15 protein-coding genes, 1 tRNA gene and 1 pseudogene are annotated in these 15,923 nt (G+C 67.9%); 13 read left to right on the plus strand and 4 right to left on the minus strand.

Annotated elements, in window-relative coordinates:
* Window positions 1-107: 107 nt before the first annotated feature.
* Window positions 108-2,237 (minus strand): NAD-dependent DNA ligase LigA, encoded by a 2,130-nt coding sequence (gene ligA / locus BGP17_RS08120; RefSeq protein ID WP_286711618.1) that lies wholly within the window; start codon window positions 2,235-2,237, stop codon window positions 108-110.
* Between the two features lie 75 nt (window positions 2,238-2,312).
* Here ligA and BGP17_RS08125 point away from each other — a divergent pair, with 75 nt between their 5' ends.
* Complete coding sequence (locus BGP17_RS08125) at window positions 2,313-3,470, plus strand: MBL fold metallo-hydrolase (RefSeq protein WP_286711619.1); 1,158 nt, start codon at window positions 2,313-2,315, stop codon at window positions 3,468-3,470.
* Between the two features lie 92 nt (window positions 3,471-3,562).
* Window positions 3,563-4,021, plus strand: a complete 459-nt coding sequence (locus BGP17_RS08130) for a hypothetical protein (protein ID WP_167301267.1) — start codon at window positions 3,563-3,565, stop codon at window positions 4,019-4,021.
* Between the two features lie 47 nt (window positions 4,022-4,068).
* On the opposite strand, the gene BGP17_RS08135 is transcribed toward BGP17_RS08130, so the two are convergent.
* Window positions 4,069-4,638, minus strand: coding sequence for a DUF3617 domain-containing protein (locus tag BGP17_RS08135; protein WP_286711620.1), 570 nt, complete (start codon window positions 4,636-4,638; stop codon window positions 4,069-4,071).
* A 53-nt stretch (window positions 4,639-4,691) separates the two neighbouring features.
* Between BGP17_RS08135 and uvrB the strand changes: the two genes are divergently transcribed.
* The 4 genes from uvrB (at window position 4,692) to BGP17_RS08155 (ending at window position 9,326) form a co-directional block, all read left to right on the plus strand.
* Window positions 4,692-6,884 carry an excinuclease ABC subunit UvrB gene (gene uvrB, locus BGP17_RS08140; protein WP_286711621.1) on the plus strand — a complete coding sequence of 731 codons (2,193 nt, stop codon included), beginning with the start codon at window positions 4,692-4,694 and terminating at the stop codon, window positions 6,882-6,884.
* 171 nt (window positions 6,885-7,055) lie between these two features.
* Window positions 7,056-8,462, plus strand: a complete 1,407-nt coding sequence (locus tag BGP17_RS08145) for a pentapeptide repeat-containing protein (RefSeq protein ID WP_286711622.1) — start codon at window positions 7,056-7,058, stop codon at window positions 8,460-8,462.
* 88 nt (window positions 8,463-8,550) lie between these two features.
* Window positions 8,551-9,093, plus strand: a complete 543-nt coding sequence (locus tag BGP17_RS08150) for a hypothetical protein (RefSeq protein WP_167301271.1) — start codon at window positions 8,551-8,553, stop codon at window positions 9,091-9,093.
* Window positions 9,094-9,134: 41 nt separating this feature from the next.
* A complete protein-coding gene (locus tag BGP17_RS08155) occupies window positions 9,135-9,326 on the plus strand; it encodes a hypothetical protein (protein WP_286711623.1) in 192 nt (63 codons plus the stop codon).
* Window positions 9,327-9,822: 496 nt separating this feature from the next.
* Here BGP17_RS08155 and BGP17_RS08160 read toward each other — a convergent pair whose 3' ends face one another.
* Window positions 9,823-10,575 (minus strand): energy transducer TonB, encoded by a 753-nt coding sequence (locus BGP17_RS08160; RefSeq protein ID WP_286711624.1) that lies wholly within the window; start codon window positions 10,573-10,575, stop codon window positions 9,823-9,825.
* A gap of 124 nt (window positions 10,576-10,699) precedes the next feature.
* On the opposite strand from BGP17_RS08160, the gene BGP17_RS08165 reads away from it, so the two are divergent.
* Window positions 10,700-11,017 (plus strand): hypothetical protein, encoded by a 318-nt coding sequence (locus BGP17_RS08165; RefSeq protein ID WP_167301274.1) that lies wholly within the window; start codon window positions 10,700-10,702, stop codon window positions 11,015-11,017.
* A 3-nt stretch (window positions 11,018-11,020) separates the two neighbouring features.
* Here the strand turns inward: BGP17_RS08165 and BGP17_RS08170 are convergent, their stop codons facing one another.
* Complete coding sequence (locus BGP17_RS08170; RefSeq protein WP_286711625.1) at window positions 11,021-12,085, minus strand: alanine racemase; 1,065 nt, start codon at window positions 12,083-12,085, stop codon at window positions 11,021-11,023.
* Window positions 12,086-12,168: 83 nt separating this feature from the next.
* Here BGP17_RS08170 and BGP17_RS08175 point away from each other — a divergent pair, with 83 nt between their 5' ends.
* From BGP17_RS08175 to BGP17_RS08200, 6 genes and pseudogenes are all read left to right on the plus strand, one after another.
* On the plus strand, window positions 12,169-13,965 hold the full coding sequence (locus BGP17_RS08175) for an aminopeptidase P family protein (protein WP_286711626.1): 1,797 nt from the start codon (window positions 12,169-12,171) through the stop codon (window positions 13,963-13,965).
* On the plus strand, window positions 13,932-14,081 hold the full coding sequence (locus BGP17_RS08180) for a hypothetical protein (RefSeq protein ID WP_167301277.1): 150 nt from the start codon (window positions 13,932-13,934) through the stop codon (window positions 14,079-14,081). The genes BGP17_RS08175 and BGP17_RS08180 overlap by 34 nt, the downstream gene beginning before the upstream one ends.
* 244 nt (window positions 14,082-14,325) lie before the next feature.
* Window positions 14,326-14,400 (plus strand) — tRNA-Thr (locus BGP17_RS08185).
* Window positions 14,401-14,674: 274 nt separating this feature from the next.
* Window positions 14,675-15,082: a hypothetical protein gene (locus tag BGP17_RS08190; RefSeq protein ID WP_286711627.1), complete on the plus strand. Its 408-nt coding sequence runs from the start codon at window positions 14,675-14,677 to the stop codon at window positions 15,080-15,082.
* A 69-nt stretch (window positions 15,083-15,151) separates the two neighbouring features.
* Window positions 15,152-15,505, plus strand: coding sequence for an ArsR/SmtB family transcription factor (locus BGP17_RS08195; RefSeq protein WP_286711628.1), 354 nt, complete (start codon window positions 15,152-15,154; stop codon window positions 15,503-15,505).
* 17 nt (window positions 15,506-15,522) lie between these two features.
* A pseudogene (locus BGP17_RS08200) lies at window positions 15,523-15,909 on the plus strand (arsenate reductase ArsC); the annotation flags it as partial.
* Between the last annotated feature and the right edge of the window lie 14 nt (window positions 15,910-15,923).

Below are 15,923 nucleotides of genomic sequence, written 5' to 3' on the forward strand. Positions count from 1 at the left end.
CGTCGCCGCCCATGCGATTAATTTATGTCGGTCCTGTGACAGTCAATCCGAGTCCTGTGGGGCAGGCCGGTTAATCTGCGATTCAGGATTGTTGCGTTGCAAAAAAGTCACTCCACTATGGCGACGATCTGCAACCATTCGCTCTCCGAAATTACGCGGATTCCGAGTTCTGCGGCCTTTTTCAGCTTCGAACCCGCGCCGGGGCCCGCAATCACCAGATCGGTCTTCGCGGACACCGATCCCGCGACTCGCGCACCCAGCGATTCGGCCTGAGCCTTGGCCTCGTCGCGACTCAGCGCCTCCAGCGTGCCGGTGAAAACCAGCGTCTTTCCCGATACTTCCGATTCGCGTGTCTCGACGATGAAGGGCGGCGGGGCGACTTCGCCCAGAAGGTCTTCCCACACCGCGCGATTGTGCGGCTCGTGGAAGAAATCGGCCAGGGCCTGGCCGACGGCGCCGCCGACATTCTCGACTCCGATATGCTCGGCGATCGCCTTGTCGAGCCGCGCACGGTGTTTCGTCTCGGTCTCACCGATCTGTGGCGGCGTTGCATCGCGCAGCGCGATGACCTCGTCGGCGAGCGCCTGGAGCGCCGGCAATGTTGCATAGCGTTTCAAAAGGTCTCGTGCCGTGATCGCCCCGATATGGCGGATGCCCAGGCCGAAGAGCAGCCGCGCCGCATCGGGTGCGCGCTTGGCTTCGATCGCGGCGAGCAGCGCGTCGACCGACTTCTCCTGCCAGCCTTCGCGGCCCAGCAGTTCGGCGCGATGGGGGGCGAGGCGGAAGATGTCCGCCGGCTCGACGATCCAGCCCAGGTCGAGCAGCTCGATCAGGGTCTTCTCGCCCAGCCCCTCGATGTCGAGCGCGCCGCGGCTGACGAAGTGCTTGAGGCGCTCGAGCCGCTGGGCCGGGCAGATCAGCCCGCCCGTGCAGCGTATGTCGACTTCGCCTTCCTCGGCCACGGCTTCCGAATGGCAGATCGGGCAATGGCTGGGGAACAGGAATGCCGGCCGGTCCTCGTCGCGGGTCAGGTTCTCGACGATCTGCGGGATCACGTCGCCGGCGCGCTGGAGCACGACCCGGTCGCCCGGGCGCACGCCCAGGCGCGCGATCTCGTCGGCATTGTGCAGCGTCGCGTTGGTGACGACGACGCCGCCGACGGTAACCGGCTCCAGCCGGGCGACCGGCGTGAGCTTGCCGGTGCGGCCGACCTGGATGTCGATGCCGCGCAATAGGGTCTGGGCGCGCTCGGCGGGGAATTTGTGCGCAAGCCCCCAGCGCGGGGCGCGGCCCACAAAGCCGAGCCGGGCCTGCCAGTCCAGCCGGTCGATCTTGTAGACCACGCCGTCGATGTCGAAGGGCAGGTCGGCGCGGACCGCCTCGATCTTCCCATATTGCGCAAGCGCGGCCTCGAGGTCGACGGGGCCGACGAACAGGTCCGAAACCGGGAAGCCCATCGCGGCGATCGCGCGGATCACTTCCGCCTGGGTCTCGCCGGGCAGCGCGCTGGTCTCGCCCCAGCCCCAGGCGAGGAAGCGCAGCGGGCGCGCCGCAGTGACGGCGGCGTCCTTCTGGCGCAGCGATCCGGCGGCGGCATTGCGCGGATTGGCGAACTGGCGCGCTTCCTTGCCGGCCTCCGCCGCCTCGGCGAGCAGCCGGGCGTTGAGGGCAGCGAAATCCGCCTTCGCCATGTACACCTCGCCGCGCACCTCGAAGACCTCGGGCGCGCCGGCGATTTCCTGGGGCACGTCGCCGATGGTCCGGGCATTGGCGGTCACGTCCTCGCCGATCTGGCCGTCGCCGCGCGTGAGCGCCTGGACCAGCCGGCCCTTCTCGTAGCGCAGCGCGCAGGAAAGGCCGTCGATCTTGGGCTCGGCGGTGAGTGCGATCGGCTCGGCATCGCCCAGCGCCAGGAAGCGGCGGACCCGGCCGAGGAAATCGGCGACGTCCGCGTCGTCGAAGCCGTTGTCCAGGCTGAACATCGGCCGCGCATGCGCCACCTTGGCGAGCCGGCCGGACGGTGCGGCGCCGACCAGCCGCGACGGCGAATCGGCGCGGACCAGATCGGGGAATGCGGTCTCGATCGCGGCGTTGCGCCGCATCAGCGCGTCATAGTCGGCGTCGCTGATCTCGGGCGCGTCCTCGGCATGGTAGAGGCGGTTGTGGTGCGCGATCTCGCCGGCGAGCTTCTCCAGCTCGAGCGCGGCTTCCTGGGGCGTCTGGGGCAGCGGGTCCATGCCGCCGGGGTTAGGCTGGGCGCCGCATCGCGATCAAGCTTGAAGACGTGCGGATGCGTAACGACATGATCGGCAATGCGCCCGATCCGGATCGTCCTTGCCATCTTGTTCTGGATCGCGGTCGCGCTGTGCCTTGCCGCGAGCGTCGCGCCCTTCTTCCTCGATCGCATCTATTATCGCGGCCCCGTCAGCGGCCATTTCGACGGGCGGCGCTTCTTCAATCCCGACGGCGACGCGCTCGACATCTCCGCCGCCCGCCGCAACAGGCTGCTGTGGCAGCAGGTCTTCGGCGACCCGACCCGACCGAAATGGCCCGGGCATGTCGCGGCGACCCCGGCCAAGCCGCCGGCGCGCGTGGACGGCGGCGAGATGCGCGTCACCTGGATCGGGCACGCCACCGTGCTGGTGCAGGCGGACGGCGTGAACATCCTCACCGATCCGGTGTGGAGCGATACCGTCGGACCGTTCGGCATCGGGCCCAGGCGAGTGGCGGCACCGGGGGTGCGCTTCGAGGACCTGCCCAGGATCGACCTCGTCCTGGTCAGCCACAATCACTACGACCATATGGACCTGCCGACGCTCAAGCGGCTTTGGGATCGCGACCGGCCGCTGATCGTGACGCCGCTGGGCAATGACGCGGTGATGGCCGGAGCCGGCGTGAAGGCGACGGCGCTTGACTGGGGCCAGGGGGTGGCGGGGCGGTTCGGCGCGGCGGTGACCGTCACGCGCAGCCACCACTGGGGCAGCCGCTGGTTCGCCGATCGCAGCCGTGCGCTGTGGTCGAGCTTCGTGGTGCACCTGCCGCACGGCAATTTCTTCTTCGCGGGCGACACCGGGCTCGGCGACGGCAAATGGCCGGCCGAGGCGGCCGCGCTCGGCCCGATCCGCTTCGCGGCGATCCCGATCGGCGCCTTCCGCTTCGACGAGGGGCAGATGGCGAGCGGCAGCCATGTCGGCCCGCGGGACGCGATCCGGGTGTGGGACGGGCTGGGCCGGCCCGATGCGCTCGCGGTGCATTGGGGCACGTTCCGCCTCTCGCGCGAAGGCTATGCCACGCCGCCCTTCATGTTGCGCGGCATGCTGCGCTGCGCGGGCGAGGATCCGGCCCGCTTCGCCGCGCACCGGATCGGCGAGAGCTTCATGGTGCCGCCGCTGGGCGCGCCGCCGCCCGCACCCGACTATGCGGCGCTCGGCCATTGCATCCAGGCCGGCCGGTTCGACGCGCTGCGCTGACGCGCCGGATTCGGTACACCCTCGCCCTTCAGGTGCTTGAAGGGACTCGGTGCCCGGGTTTATCTTCCGGCGAATCCGGGAGGGGTCCCCCAGTGAACAACCGCGCGACGGGCGCCGTGCGACGCTATGATACGACGATCGACCGCGCCGGGCTTGCGCTCGGCGTCGGGAGCGCGTTCGCGGGCCTGATCGTGCTCGGGCTGCTGCTGCTCGGCGGCAAGCGCGATCCGATCAGCCTGGTCAGCGGCTGGCTGATCGGCAGCCTGATCGCCGGGATCGCGATCACCGCGGTGGGCGGCCCGCTCTGGCTGGTGATGCACGTCGCCGGCTTGCGGCGCGCCCGCCATGCCGCGCTGGTCGGCGCGGTCACAGCGCTCGCCATCTTCGTCGGCGCCCAGACCTATGGCTTCGGGCTGTTCGAGATGCCGCCGATGGACAATCGCGCGCTCTTGTTCCGCTGGATCAGCGCCGTGGCGTCGAGCGCGATCCTGGCGCTGTTCGCGGCGGGAATCGGCGCCCTGATGTGGCGCATCGCCTATCGCCGCGAATAGCCGCCGCGGGAACTGTTCCGCATATCCGCCGGCGCGCGGCGCATGCGTCAGGCCTTGCATTCCCCGAGGCGCTTGCCGGTGAGCCGCACGGTCATCGACGTCGCCTTGGTCTGCCCGGTCGGGGTCTGGCGCTGAGTCATCGTCAGATCGAACGCGGTCGGGGTCTGGGTGCCGCTGAAGCTCGCCTGCGCCTTGCCCATGGGCGTTTCGCATTCCATCGCGGCATCCAGCTTGCCGCCGACGAAGCGATATTTCGAGAAGCGGCAGCCGGATGCCATCGCGCCGAGCCTGGAGATGTCGAGCGGCTTGAGCTCCTCGGCCTTGCGGCAGCCGCGCTCGGTGCGGGGCGGTTTGCCCACATCTTCCTTCATCTTGGCGGCGATCGCCTCGGGCATCGCCCCCGGCTCCAGCGCGACGAGCTGCATCCCGGTTTCCCACTGGCCCGGCTGGCTGGGCGTCTTGGCATCCGCCGCGGTGGCCTGCTTGGCGACTTCCTCGACGCCGGCATTTTCCAGGCGGATATCGCCGGTCTTGCGCGCGCTCTCCTCGGTCGAGGGCCCCTGATTGCAGGCGGCGAGCGGGAGCAGGGCTCCAGCGGCGAAGATCGTCAGGCGCATGATGTTCCCCCCGGGGTTGGCGTATGTGCCAGCCACACCCCATATTCCCCGCGATGGCAATCCAGATTCGCACCAGCCTGGCCGAGCCCGAGACCGGGCAGAGCTTCGTCCCGCACCGCCCGCAGCGCCCGGAGAAGTCCGAGGGCGGCAAGCCGTTCAAGCTCGTCAGCGAATACCAGCCATCGGGCGACCAGCGCTTCGCGATTCCCGAATTGGTCGAGCAGGCCCAGGCAGGCGAGCGCGACCAGGTGCTGCTTGGCGTCACCGGCTCGGGCAAGACCTATACCATGGCGAAGGTGATCGAGACGCTGCAGCGCCCGGCGCTGGTGCTCGCGCCCAACAAGATCCTGGCGGCCCAGCTCTATGGCGAGATGAAGAGCTTCTTCCCCGAGAATGCGGTCGAGTATTTCGTCAGCTATTACGACTATTACCAGCCCGAGGCCTATGTGCCGCGCTCGGATACCTACATCGAGAAGGAAAGCTCGGTGAACGAGGCGATCGACCGGATGCGCCATTCGGCCACCCGGTCGCTGCTCGAGCGCGACGACGTGATCATCGTGGCGTCGGTCTCCTGCCTCTATGGCATCGGATCGGTCGAGACCTATTCGGCGATGATCTTCGACCTGAAAAAGGGCCAGGTGGCCGACCAGCGCGAGATCATCCGCAAGCTCGTCGCACTCCAGTACAAGCGCAACGACGCGGCGTTCGCGCGCGGCAATTTCCGGGTGCGCGGCGACAGCCTGGAGATCTTCCCGTCGCACTATGAGGACAGTGCCTGGCGGATCAGCTTCTTCGGCGACGATATCGAGGAGATCACCGAGTTCGACCCGCTGACCGGGGCCAAGGTGGTAAGCCTCGACTATGTCCGCGTCTTCGCCAATTCGCACTATGTGACGCCCGGGCCGACGATGAAGCAGGCGATGGAGGGCATCCGCCACGAGCTGACGGAGCGGCTCAAGGAGCTGGAGGCAGAGGGCAAGCTGCTCGAGCACCAGCGGCTGGAGCAGCGGACGAACTTCGACCTGGAGATGATCGCGGCCACCGGCAGCTGCGCGGGCATCGAGAATTACAGCCGTTTCCTCACCGGCCGCCTGCCTGGCGAGCCGCCGCCCACCCTGTTCGAATATCTGCCGGAGAACGCGCTGCTCTTCGTCGACGAGAGCCACCAGACGATCGGCCAGATCAACGGCATGTCGCGCGGCGACCATCGCCGCAAGGTGACGCTGGCCGAATATGGCTTCCGCCTGCCCAGTGCGATCGACAACCGGCCGCTGCGCTTCAACGAATGGGAAGCGATGCGCCCCCAGACCGTCTATGTCTCGGCGACGCCCGGCGGCTGGGAGATGGAGCAGGCCGGCGGCGTGTTCGTCGAGCAGGTGATCCGCCCCACCGGTCTCATCGATCCGCCGGTGGAGATCAAGCCGGTCGAGGAGCAGGTGCAGGACCTGATCCAGGAATGCAAGGCGACCACGGCCAAGGGCTATCGCACCCTGGTGACCACGCTTACCAAGCGCATGGCCGAGGACCTGACCGAGTATATGCACGAAGCGGGGGTGAAGGTCCGCTACATGCACTCGGACACCGAGACGCTGGAGCGCATCGAGCTGATCCGCGACCTGCGCATGGGCGTCTATGACGTACTGGTGGGCATCAACCTGCTGCGCGAGGGGCTCGACATCCCGGAGTGCGGGCTGGTGGCGATCCTCGATGCGGACAAGGAAGGATTCCTGCGCAGCGAGACCTCGCTGATCCAGACGATCGGCCGCGCGGCGCGCAACGTGGAAGGGCGCGTGATCCTCTATGCCGATCGCATGACCGGCAGCATGGAGCGCGCGCTCGCCGAGACCGGCCGCCGCCGCGAGAAGCAGCAGGAATATAATGCGGAGCACGGCATCACGCCGGAGACGGTGAAGAAGAATATCGGCGACATCATCGCCCATGTCGCCTCGAAGGACCAGGTGACGGTGGAGATCGACGCCGATCGCCCGCACATGGTCGGCCACAATCTGCGCGCCTATATCGAGGAGCTCGAGAAGAAGATGCGCGACGCGGCGGCGAACCTCGAATTCGAGGAGGCCGGGCGCCTGCGCGACGAGATCCGCGCGCTGGAGGCCGAGGAACTGGGCCTGCCCGAGGACCAGCGCAAGGCGCCGGTGATGGGGCGCAGCAACGAGGGCAAGCCGGGAACGCGCAAGACGCGCTACGGCAAGGTGCAGAAGAAATGGGGCGGCGGCAGCCGGCGCTAGCCTGAGAGCCTGAACGCGTATCCGATTCTCCGTCGTCATCCCCGCTTGTGCGGGAATGGCGGCGATGACAGGCGTCCGACTTGAATGCCGATATGGCCCCGGGGCCTGCGCTGGACTCCTGAGCCCGTCGCGATAATCCTGCCATGCGATCGCGGGTGGAAAGGGGAGCGGATGGCCGGATGGAGGAGGCGCGTCTCGCGCTGGTGGCTGGACGACCTGTTCGGCCCGCGGCACGAGGTCCGCTTCGCGCTTCGGATCGGCACGCGCCTGGCGTGGCTGCGGTTCCGCCTGTGGCTGCGCCGGCCCCGGGGGATGGGGCTGCGGCGCCATTGGCCCAAGCCGGTCGCGCTTGCCCTGGTCGGCATCTTCGTGCCGCTCGGCATCGCCACCATCCTCTCGTTGCTGTTCCCGCAGGAGGCGCGCGGCGTCGCGGCGGCATTCCACCGGCTGTTCACCGATGCGCAGGCGCCGCGGCTCGAGTGGCGGGAGGCCGCGCAGATCCTGCTGCTGCTGATCGGCGTGCCCTCGGCCTTCCTGCTCTGGCTGTTCCGCGACCTCAACGTCAACGCGACGCTCGACAACCAGCGCAAGGACGTGAACCTCAAGGAATTCCAGGAGATCCAGATGCGCGCGGCCGGCGCCATCGACGAGAAATTCCCCGCCGCCGCGCGCGAGACGCTGCAGATCGCGGCGCTGCACCAGATGCGCGCGTTCCTGCGCGGCGAATATGGCAAGAGCTTCCAGCGCCCCGCCTTCGAGCTGCTGCGGGCGCGGCTGGTCGCCAGCGCCGAGGCGACCGGCAGCAGCATCGTTGGGAACTGGCTGCAGGATTGGCGCGAGCGTTTCAGGCGGCTCGAGGGGCGCGACGTGACGCGCGCCGTCATCGAAATGAAGCGCGAGATCGCCGGCGCACGGCGCAAGCTTCGCCCCTGCGCCATCGCGGCCGCGGAGCAGACCATATTGAGCGAGGAATGGGAGGCGGTGCTCCGGGGCGGCCTGCCGCTCGCCGGATCCGCCTTCGATCGCATCCAGCTGGGCCGCAAGACGGTGCTTTCCGGGGCGAGCTTCGTCGATTGCCGCTTCCGGCTGGCGCGGCTGCGCTACGTGCATCTCGAGCGCGCCGAGCTGTCCGGCGCCTATATGGAGGGAGCCTATCTGCGCGGTGCCCATCTCGAGCAGGCCGCCTTCTTCTATGCCTATCTCGAATATGCGTCGTTCGTGGGCGCCAATCTCGATCGGGCGCTGCTCCAGGGGGCCAGCGCCGCCGGCGCGCGGTTCACCAGCGCCTCGCTGCGCTTCGCGACGCTGTCCGATGCGGATCTGCGCGGCGTGTCCTTCTCGAACGCCGATCTGCGCGGCGCCGATTTCCGGGATGCCGAGCTTGCCGGCGCAAGCCTGCGGCGCGCGCGCCTGGAAGGGGCGAAGCTTGCGGATCAGGATGCGAGCCTGGTGGGCAATTGCACCGGCGCGACGTTCGATGCCGCCACCGAATTCGCATTCGACTGGTCGTCTCTCCCCGAAAGCGAATGCGAGGCGGCGCGCCAGCCCTGGATCGCCAAGGGCATGAAGCGGGTCTGAAGGGTGCTGCCGCGGTAGAACGAAGCGACAGGCCGTTTCGTCGCCGTAGCGGTTGAGCCGCCCGGGCACTTCCCGCATAAGGCCGCGCATGCGACGCCAGCTGCTCGTCTTCGCCTCCGCGCTCGCCATCGCGGGCTGTTCGGAAACGCCGCGCGTGGTGCCGCCGCCCGCGCCCCCGCCCAGGCCCGTCCCTGCGCCTGCTCCCGCGCCGGCTCCGGCGCCGTCGCCCGTGCCCCAGGGCCCGGACTGGCGCGACTGGCCGCTCACCCCCGGCGACTGGGTCTATCGCCAGGACGGGCGCGGTTCGGTCGCGTTCTTCGGCGTGGCCGGGGGCGAGGCCGAGCTGATCCTGCGCTGCGACGCCGGCCGCGGCCGAGTGGTGCTTTCGCGCAAGGGCGAGGGTGTGGCGAGCGTCACCGTGCGCACCACCAGCACGCTCCGCCAAATCGCGGTCCAGCCGCTCTCCGGCGCGGCACCGCGGCTGGCCGCCGAGTTCGCCCCGGCGGATCCGCTGCTCGACGCAATGGGCTATAGTCGCGGGCGATTCCTCGTCCAGGGCAACGGCCTGCCCACGCTGGTGGTGCCCGCCTATGCCGAGGTGCTGCGCGTCGCCGAGGATTGCCGCGGATAGATCGGCCGCCCGCGCGCGTCGATGGCGCGAGGAGAGGCGCGATGATCCGCAAGCGCCAGTCCGGCGAATGCCGGCGCTATTCGCGCAAGCCGGACTCCGACATGCACCGGCGCGAAGCCTTGGGTATGGGAGGGGGCGTGAGTCGCCGGGCAGGTTCCCGGCTTTGCGGCCCAGAATTCCAGAATCGCTCAGAAAAAGATTTTATACAAGACTTGTTCTGCGACTCGCAGTGATTCAAATAGTTGGCGTGCCCTTTGAGGGTGCGTGCTTCTTCAACTAGCGAAAGGAGGTGATCCGATGTCTCATGGTTCAGCAATGGGGTCGGTTCAGTTCGTTCGGGAGACGCACCGCTGAGCAGACGGACGCGATCGGAAGCCCTCCGATCGTAAGGCGCGCGGGAGGTATCCTCCTCCAATCAACGGCGTCAGTCCGAAGCAAAGCGGTCCGCATGGTCTCCCGGGCTGGAGCTTCCGGCCGCTGACCATGTCGGAGGTCGCCGGGTCGTCGGGAGACGCCCCGGCGGCCTCTTTCATTTTATGGGCGCCTCGAGCGCGCGCCTGAAGCTTCGACTTGAGCCGAACGGCTGCGCACCGGTCCACCGGCCGCTGCAACGTGCAAGCGCCGGCCTTCTGTGTTCGCATGCCGGTCCGGCAGGGGGCCGGGCGCAGTGCAAACCCATATGGTTCGTGATGTTGGCCCATTTGTGCCACGCCTGCCGGGCGGGCGCGTTCAGGGCGAGGGTGCGCGATCCGGCCGGTCGTACAATTCCCACACCTGCTCTCCGGTCACCGTGTCCGCATAGGGCCTGCCGTTCGCATCGCGGCTCGGCGCGTAGCGGAAGCGTTTCCTGATCAGCCGACAGGTTGTCTCGTCGAGGTCGGCATTGCCGCTCGATCGCGTCACCTGGCAATCGGTCACCCGCCCGTTCACGCCCACCGTGAAGCGCAGGCCCACCGTGCCGCTCGCGCCGGCCTCCGCCGCGGCCTTCGGATAATCGCGCCCGGTGATCCTGCCCTCGAGCAGCCGCAGCACCGTGCCGCCCCCGCCGCCCGATCCGTCGCCGTCGCCGCCCGCTCCCGAGCCGGTGCCGGACCCGCCCGCGCCGGTGCCCGGTCCGGCGACCGGCGCATTGCCCGAATGCGCGTCACTGCCCTGTGCCGGGATCGTCGCGGCGGGAAGCGGCTGGGGCAGGGGCGTCTTCACCGGTGCGGCCACTTCGCTGGCGCGGGACACCAGGTTGGGTGGCGCGGCCTTGCCGGCTTCCCGAGGCGCGTGCGGCTTCGGCTTGGGTGCGACTCGCGGTTCCGGCGGGGGAGGCGGGGGCAGCGCGAAGGCGACCAGCCGCATCGCCGGCGCGGGGACGAGGTGCAGGTTCACGCCCAGCCCGCGCATCAGCATCCAGACGAGCAGCGCCACCAGCGCCAGCGCGCCGAACGCGCTGCCGATCCGTTCGCGCGGGGTCGGGATGCCGGCGCCTGTCATGCCGCGGACAATGCGCCGGGCACCGCGAACGATCCCGATGAACGCCCTGTTGTTTTCGGTTCATGCAACCGCCGGCCATCCGGCAAGTTGTCTGCACATTGGATTCGAAGAAGGGATGGAAATCATGCGCAAGCTCATCGCGGCCACTGCCGCCCTCGCACTGGCCATGCCCGTCGCGGTCGTTCCGACGGCGCCTGCCCAGGCCCAGTCGCACTACAAGGGCAAGTCGTCCAAGTCGCGCACCTATTACAAGAAGTGCCGCCGCTCGACCGGCACGGCCGGCCTGGTCGGCGGCGCTGCGGTGGGCGTACTCGCCGGCCCTGCGATCATCGGCCACGGCCTGCTCGGCGCCGCGGTGGGCGGTGTGGGCGGTGCGCTTGGCGGCCGGGCGATCGATCGCAGCATCACCGCCAAGAAGCGCTGCCACTATGTCCGTCGATAGATGCTAGGTGGAGCGGCCGCGCGCGGTCACCGGCCAGGCGCCGGTCACCGTGCCGCCCTCCGCCAGGTGGTAGACGTCGTACAGATTCACCGTCGGGTCGCAGTGCGGCGGAACCAGCGTGACGCGTTCCGCCAGGCCCGGCAGATCCTCGCCGATCAGCGCACCCTGCTCGTCGCCCATGAAGGCGTATCGCGCGGTGCCTGACGCGGGCACAGGCACCCCGGCATCGGTGGCGAAAGACTTCAATCCCGCATCGATCGTCACCATGCCGGGCGTGTTCGCGCTGACCACGGTGCAATCCACCCAGAGCGCCTGCTCGAAGCGCGGCCCCGCCAGCTCGCAGTCGCGATATTCGCGGTCGAGGAAGATATAGCTCCCCACTTGCAGCTCGGTGAGTACGCCCAGATCGGCGTCGATCGCAAAGGTGCCGGTGCCGGCGCCGGTCACCACGGGAATAGCGAACCCCGCCGCCGCCAATGCCGCCAGCACGGTGCGCAGATAGGCGGTCCTTTCCGCGATCGCCGCTTGCCGATCCGCGAAACGGGCGATGTGCTGCTCGGACCCGCAATAATATTGCACGCCGCCCAGCGTCAGCCCGGCCTCCGCGATCGCCTGCGCCAGCGCGACGGCGGCCTGGGGCGAAGTCACGCCGGTGCGGTGCTTGCCGGGGTCGACATCGACGAAGATCGTCGCGCCGCAGCCCGCCAGCGCGCGCACTGCCTCCGGATGGTCCGCCACCGCCGAGAGCCGGATCCTCGCTGCCAGCGCCGCCAGCCGTGCGATGCCGCCGCGGGTCACCACGGGCGAGGTGAGGTGGATGTCGCCCACCCCGTCCGCCGCGAGCGCTTCCGCCTCGCCCAGCTTGGCGCAGCATATGCCGACCGCCCCGGCCGCGATCTGCCGCCGGGCGATCTCGCCGCTCTTGTGCGTCTTGGCATGGGGCCGCAGCGCCAGGCCGCGCGCCCTGGCGAAGGCCGCCATCGCGGCGATGTTGCGGTCCATCGCCGCGACGTCGAGCAGCAGCGCGGGCGTGGCCAGGTCGGCGCGGGGCAGGGGGAAGGCGCTCATCGGCCAGGCGATAGCGCAAGGTGTGACTTTTGCCGAATAACGGCGCAAAGCAGCCCCATAGAGTCCAGCTAAGAGTAGAAACGATGTCCAGCTATGCCGACCGCCTCAAGGCCCTGCGCGAGCAGTTGAAGCGCGACCGTCTCGACGGTTTCGTGGTGCCGCTCACCGACGAGCACATGTCCGAATATGTCGGCGCCTATGCCCAGCGCCTTGCGTGGCTCACCGGCTTCCAGGGCTCGGCCGGCACCGCGGTCGTCCTGCCCCAGGAGGCGGCGATCTTCACCGACGGACGCTATACGCTCCAGGTCCGCCAGCAGGTCTCGGCGGCGGATTGGGAATATGTCGGCGTTCCCGCCACCAGCGTGTCGGGCTGGCTCGGGGCGCATGCGCCGGACGGCGGCCGGATCGGCTATGATCCCTGGCTGCATACCCGTATTTGGGTGGAGGAAGCGCGCAAGGCGCTGGCCGAGAAGGGTGCGGAGCTCGTCGCGGTGGATACCAACCCGATCGACGCGGTGTGGCCGGACAAGCCGGCGCCCAGCGCCGCGACGCTGGCGGTCCAGTCCGATGCGGCCGCCGGCAAGTCCTCGCCCGCCAAGCGCGCCGAGATCGCCGACTGGCTGGCCGAGCGCAAGGCGGACGCCGTCGTGCTCTCCGCGCTCGATTCGATCGCCTGGGCGTTCAATATCCGCGGTACCGATGTCAGCCACACGCCGGTGGCGCTCGCCTATGCGATCGTCAATGCGGACGGCACCGCCGACCTGTTCGTCGCGCCGGAGAAGATGAGCGACGCGGTGCGCCAGCATCTCGGCAATGCGATCCGCATCCATGATCGCACCGCCTTCGCCCCTGCGCTCAAGGGCTTTGCCGGCAAGCGCGTCGCCGCCGATCCGGGCAGCGCGGTCGCCGCCGTGTTCGATGCGCTCGATGCCGGCGGCGCGAAGATACTGGCGCTGCGCGACCCCGTGATCCTGGCCAAGGCGATCAAGAACCCGGCCGAGATCGCCGGGCAGAAGGCTGCCCAGGCCCGCGACGGCGCCGCGCTCTCGCGCTTCCTGAAATGGTTCGAGGAAACCGCGCCCCGGGGCGGCCTCACCGAGATGTCGGCCGCCGACAAGCTGCGCGAATTCCGCGAGGCGACCGGCGTGCTCAAGGACCTGAGCTTCGACACCATCTCCGCCACCGGCCCCAACGGCGCGATCCCGCACTACAAGGTGACGGACGAATCGAGCCTGCCGATCGAACTCGGCCAGCTCTATCTCGTCGATTCGGGCGGCCAATATGCGGATGGCACCACCGATGTGACGCGGGTGATGCCGGTGGGCGAGGCGAGCGACGAGATGCGGGACCGCTTCACGCGCGTCCTGAAGGGCCATATCGCCATCGCCACCGCGATCTTCCCCGACGGCACCACCGGCGCCCAGCTCGACAGCTTCGCGCGGCGCCCCTTGTGGGAAGTCGGCCTCGATTACGGCCATGGCACCGGGCATGGCGTCGGTTCGTACCTGTCGGTGCACGAGGGCCCGCAGCGCATCGCCCAGCCCTATTATCCGGGCGGCCAGAGCCTGGAGCCGCTGCGCGAGGGCATGTTCCTGTCGAACGAGCCCGGTTACTATAAGGCGCAGGAATTCGGCATCCGGATCGAGAACCTGGTGCTGGTGGTCAAGCAGTTGATTTCGGGTGCGGAACAACAGATGCTCGGCTTCGAGACGCTGACCTTCGCGCCGATTGAGCGAACGCTGATTAAACCATCTCTGCTAACCGTGCAGGAACTTGCCTGGCTCAATGCCTATCATGCTGAAGTCCTGCGGATCCTGGGTCCGCAGCTGGGCGGGGACGAGTTGGCATGGTTAGAAGCGAAGTGCGCACCTATCGGGTGATGTGGTTCCTGGCGGGTGCGGTCACGATGGCGGTATATCTGCTCGGGCCGCACGCGATCGCGCGCAACGCCTATGATGCCGCGGACCGCGTATCGCTATGGGTGGCGTCGCTCTGAGAATCGGGGCCCTGGGAATCCGGGCCCTGGGAATCGGGCGGGTCGCCGGCAGTGGCCTGCGCCCGTGCCTGCGTCTTGCGTTTCCTCAGATTGGCCCGCAACGCCTCGGCCAGGCGGGCCTTCTTCTCCGCTTCGCTCATCTTCCTGCGATAAACCGTCCATGGGCGGGTTGACAATCGGTCCCGCCCAAGCACATAGGCGCCTCCCGCTTGGGACCCGGCACTGCCGGACCGTTCGAGCGAGTGCTGCCGTAGCTCAGTGGTAGAGCGCATCCTTGGTAAGGCTGAGGTCGTGAGTTCAATCCTCACCGGCAGCACCAGATTCCCTCTGGCGGATCAATGGGTTAGCGCCGCCCCTTCACGGGGCGGCAAACTCCCCTCCTGAAACTGGAAGCGTATCGGAAGCAGTGGAATTCGCAACGCAGGATGGCGTGGCGAAGAATTTGCGGCTTTCGGCGGATTTTCAGCCCAAATTCCATGGTGATCGATCGCATCGATTCGGGGGCTCAGCGACCGGGCCTGTTCGGTCTAATCTTCACACTCGTCTCTGATCACCCATCGATCATAATTTCATGATTCCATATTTCCTTTATCATGGAAGTATGGAATCAATGGATCTCCATTCGGTGGGAGGATCAAGTGAAAATCAGAATTGCGCTTATGGCCGCGCTCGTGGCTTCCGCTTCCGCACAGGCTGCCGAACCCACGGGCTCAGGCGCGCCGATCGAGATCAGCGCCTCGGGTGAAGGCACTTGGTATGTACGGTGCGATGTCGAGAGCGCCATCAATCCGGGGCTTCGCGAACTCAACAAGGCGCGCCCTGTCTATCGCGACGGCCGGATGCAGAGCGCCACCTGTCACTACGAGTCGAACAAGCGCGGGCTGACGATCAGGATCGTGGGCGCTGGCTGGGATTGCCCCTTCAAGGGCGCGGCCGAGGGCGACTGCACTTTGGTCGATAATCGAGGCAGTGGAGAATTCCGCATCAAGCGGTCGAAATAGGAATGTCGGCGAGCGCCTTCGCTCAAAGGCGCTCGTTGATGAATGCGATATTTCCGGTATGGTCGAATCATGGAACTAAAAAACGCAGTCGCGGCACTATCGGCACTCGCCCATGAGGGAAGATTGAGTGTTTTTCGAATGTTGGTGCAGGCCGGTCGCGAGGGAATCGCGGCCGGTGAGATCGCGCGCAGGCTCGATTTTCCGGCCAACACGCTGTCCTCCAATCTGAACATTCTCAGCAACGCGGGGCTGATCGACAAACGGCGCGAGAGCCGGTCGATCATCTATTCCGCGCGCTATGAGAACATGACCGAGCTGCTCCAATATCTGCTCCAGGATTGCTGCGGCGGGTCGCCGGAAATCTGCGCGCCGCTCGCGGCGCTGGTACTGGATAGCCGCTGCGCGGCGGAGGGCTGCGCGTGACCGACACCAGTTTCAACGTGCTGTTCCTATGCACCGCCAACTCGGCGCGCTCGATCCTGTCCGAGGCGATCTTGAACCGCCTCGGCGGCGAACGCTTCCGCGCTTTCTCGGCGGGCAGCTTTCCTCGCGGTGAAGTAAACCCCGTGGCGCTCGAGGTGCTGCAATCGCTCGGCCACGACATCGCATTGTTCCGTTCGAAGAGCTGGGATGAATTTGCGGTCACCGACGCACCGCGGATCGATCTTGTCGTCACCGTCTGCGACAACGCCGCCGGCGAAATCTGCCCCGCATGGCCAGGTCATCCGCTGACCGTGCATTGGGGCATCGACGATCCGGCATCCGCCGATGGCCTCGGCAAGCAGGAGGCGTTCCTGCGCGCCTATGGCTATCTGGCCGCGCGCATCGGACAATTGATGGC

Source organism: Sphingomonas sp. 67-41 (assembly GCF_001899725.1).
Taxonomy (GTDB): Bacteria; Pseudomonadota; Alphaproteobacteria; order Sphingomonadales; family Sphingomonadaceae; genus Sphingomonas; species Sphingomonas leidyi.

What these genes read in the sequence shown, in the direction of transcription:
- ligA (WP_286711618.1), bottom strand. Translation starts at nt 2,237, where the DNA reads ATGGACCCGCTGCCCCAGACGCCCCAGGAAGCCGCGCTCGAGCTGGAG.
- BGP17_RS08125 (WP_286711619.1), top strand. Translation starts at nt 2,313, where the DNA reads ATGCGCCCGATCCGGATCGTCCTTGCCATCTTGTTCTGGATCGCGGTC.
- BGP17_RS08135 (WP_286711620.1), bottom strand. Translation starts at nt 4,638, where the DNA reads ATGCGCCTGACGATCTTCGCCGCTGGAGCCCTGCTCCCGCTCGCCGCC.
- uvrB (WP_286711621.1), top strand. Translation starts at nt 4,692, where the DNA reads ATGGCAATCCAGATTCGCACCAGCCTGGCCGAGCCCGAGACCGGGCAG.
- BGP17_RS08145 (WP_286711622.1), top strand. Translation starts at nt 7,056, where the DNA reads ATGGCCGGATGGAGGAGGCGCGTCTCGCGCTGGTGGCTGGACGACCTG.
- BGP17_RS08150 (WP_167301271.1), top strand. Translation starts at nt 8,551, where the DNA reads ATGCGACGCCAGCTGCTCGTCTTCGCCTCCGCGCTCGCCATCGCGGGC.
- BGP17_RS08155 (WP_286711623.1), top strand. Translation starts at nt 9,135, where the DNA reads ATGATCCGCAAGCGCCAGTCCGGCGAATGCCGGCGCTATTCGCGCAAG.
- BGP17_RS08160 (WP_286711624.1), bottom strand. Translation starts at nt 10,575, where the DNA reads ATGACAGGCGCCGGCATCCCGACCCCGCGCGAACGGATCGGCAGCGCG.
- BGP17_RS08165 (WP_167301274.1), top strand. Translation starts at nt 10,700, where the DNA reads ATGCGCAAGCTCATCGCGGCCACTGCCGCCCTCGCACTGGCCATGCCC.
- BGP17_RS08170 (WP_286711625.1), bottom strand. Translation starts at nt 12,085, where the DNA reads ATGAGCGCCTTCCCCCTGCCCCGCGCCGACCTGGCCACGCCCGCGCTG.
- BGP17_RS08175 (WP_286711626.1), top strand. Translation starts at nt 12,169, where the DNA reads ATGTCCAGCTATGCCGACCGCCTCAAGGCCCTGCGCGAGCAGTTGAAG.
- BGP17_RS08180 (WP_167301277.1), top strand. Translation starts at nt 13,932, where the DNA reads ATGGTTAGAAGCGAAGTGCGCACCTATCGGGTGATGTGGTTCCTGGCG.
- BGP17_RS08190 (WP_286711627.1), top strand. Translation starts at nt 14,675, where the DNA reads ATGGAAGTATGGAATCAATGGATCTCCATTCGGTGGGAGGATCAAGTG.
- BGP17_RS08195 (WP_286711628.1), top strand. Translation starts at nt 15,152, where the DNA reads ATGGAACTAAAAAACGCAGTCGCGGCACTATCGGCACTCGCCCATGAG.